Source organism: Campylobacter sp. (assembly GCF_020024835.1).
GTDB lineage: Bacteria > Campylobacterota > Campylobacteria > Campylobacterales > Campylobacteraceae > Campylobacter_D.
Genome location: NZ_JAHHTD010000071.1, coordinates 1 through 1,691 on the forward strand (window position 1 = coordinate 1; position 1,691 = coordinate 1,691).

General features: G+C 26.0%; 3 protein-coding genes. All 3 read left to right on the top strand.

Annotated features, from left to right (window positions below; genetic code table 11):
• The first annotated feature begins 451 nt into the window (after nucleotides 1-451).
• The 3 genes from QZ429_RS07600 (at nucleotide 452) to QZ429_RS07610 (ending at nucleotide 1,606) form a co-directional block, all read left to right on the top strand.
• The gene (locus QZ429_RS07600) at nucleotides 452-649 is read left to right on the top strand and encodes a ComC/BlpC family peptide pheromone/bacteriocin (RefSeq protein ID WP_164789564.1); all 198 of its coding nucleotides are present in this window, start codon (nucleotides 452-454) and stop codon (nucleotides 647-649) included.
• Nucleotides 650-676: 27 nt separating this feature from the next.
• Nucleotides 677-994, top strand: a complete 318-nt coding sequence (locus QZ429_RS07605) for a hypothetical protein (protein WP_043013166.1) — start codon at nucleotides 677-679, stop codon at nucleotides 992-994.
• A gap of 345 nt (nucleotides 995-1,339) precedes the next feature.
• Nucleotides 1,340-1,606 carry a hypothetical protein gene (locus QZ429_RS07610; protein WP_291953396.1) on the top strand — a complete coding sequence of 89 codons (267 nt, stop codon included), beginning with the start codon at nucleotides 1,340-1,342 and terminating at the stop codon, nucleotides 1,604-1,606.
• Nucleotides 1,607-1,691: the final 85 nt, after the last annotated feature.

Here is a 1,691-nt window from a genome sequence, read left to right on the forward strand (position 1 = left end):
TTAACAAAACGTTTACAAGAAACTTAAAATATAATCTATAAAAAAAAGAACAGTTAAACTGTTCTTTTAAGAGTGTCGACAAAGTCGATACTCTTTTCTTTTTTAGATAAAATAAAATTAGTTTATAAACATTTTAACAAAAAACGGTTAGATTTAATAAAAAACCTTTATTTGTATATGAAAATTGGCTATTAAAGAGGATTTTACTTATAAAATTTATTAAACATTTTTTATTTCAAAATTTTAAAAACTTAAATATAAAAAGACAAAATAGATTTTATAATAATCAAAATCTATTTTGTCTACAGCCTGAGTTACAGCTATATAGCTGTAACTTTTTTATCCAACATTATAATTTTACCATTAATTTAACTTTTTTATAAGTCTTGTATTTTATTAAATTTTATTTCAAAATAAAAGAAAACTTTATAAAAAATAGGAGGTAATATATATGAAAAATTTAAATTTAAATGAATTAGAATCAATTAATGGTGGATTCGGTTGGGGTGCTGCTTTACAAGGTCTTTTAGGAGGATTTGCTAAATCTCCAACATTAGAACAGTTAAATGGAGGAGCAACAAAAAATTTTAAACCTCGTTCATGCGGACCTTACGGACAAGGTGGAACTCCTAATTCTTGTAATCCTTAATATTATAAAGAAATGAATGTGATATTTATGAAAGCCTTATTAAATGGAAAACCAGTTGATGTCTGGGAAATTAGTAAAACAAATGAGCAACCTGATTGGGTAAAAAAAGCTTTTGCTGAAAATTATCTTTACTGGTTAGATAATAGACTTCGTATTTTAATGTGTGGATTAAATCCATCTATGAAAGATAACTTAAAAGTAGGAGCTGTTGGAACTGTTGGAGGGGGATTTTGTGGTTATGCGATGTATCCAGTCGGATATATTGGTGATTTTATAGATGCTACTAACCATAAATTACTCTCTAAAAAACAATTTTACAAAAAATATCAAATCATAGAAAAATAAAATCGAAAAAAATGTCCCTAAACAAGAAAATTAATAAAATATAAAGAGCAATTAATATTAATTGCTCTTTATATTTTATTAATTTAGGGGTCTAGTCAAGAAAATGCGGATTTACAACGCTAAGCCAATATTTGTATTTTGGTATCGATAGGGTAAACCCTATTGATACACCTTTTAAACCAAGATAAATCAAGGCTTTAGACATTCCCATAAGACTTGTCTTGAAAATAATTTAAACTTTATATTTTGATAAATTTGATAAAAAGTAAAATTTATACAAAAGTCTGCAAAGCATTGAAAATACTAGATTAATTTCTCTTAACGTTGTAAATCCGCATTTTCCTGATGCTACCCCAACCTGATTGGGTAAAAAAAGCTTTTGCTAAAAATTATCTTTATTGGTTAGATAATAGACTTCGTATTTTAATGTGTGGCTTAAATCCATCCATGAAAGATAACTTAAAAGTAGGAGCTGTTGGAACTGTAGGTGGAGGATTTTGTGGTTATGCAATGTATCCAGTTGGATACATTGGCGATTTTATAGATGCTACTAACCATAAATTACTCTCTAAAAAACAATTTTACAAAAAATATCAAATCATAGAAAAATAAAATCGAAAAAAATGTCCCTAAACAAGAAAATTAATAAAATATAAAGAGCAATTAATATTAATTGCTCTTTATATTTTATTAATTT

What these genes read in the sequence shown, in the direction of transcription:
- QZ429_RS07605 (WP_043013166.1), top strand. Translation starts at nt 677, where the DNA reads ATGAAAGCCTTATTAAATGGAAAACCAGTTGATGTCTGGGAAATTAGT.
- QZ429_RS07610 (WP_291953396.1), top strand. Translation starts at nt 1,340, where the DNA reads ATGCTACCCCAACCTGATTGGGTAAAAAAAGCTTTTGCTAAAAATTAT.
- QZ429_RS07600 (WP_164789564.1), top strand. Translation starts at nt 452, where the DNA reads ATGAAAAATTTAAATTTAAATGAATTAGAATCAATTAATGGTGGATTC.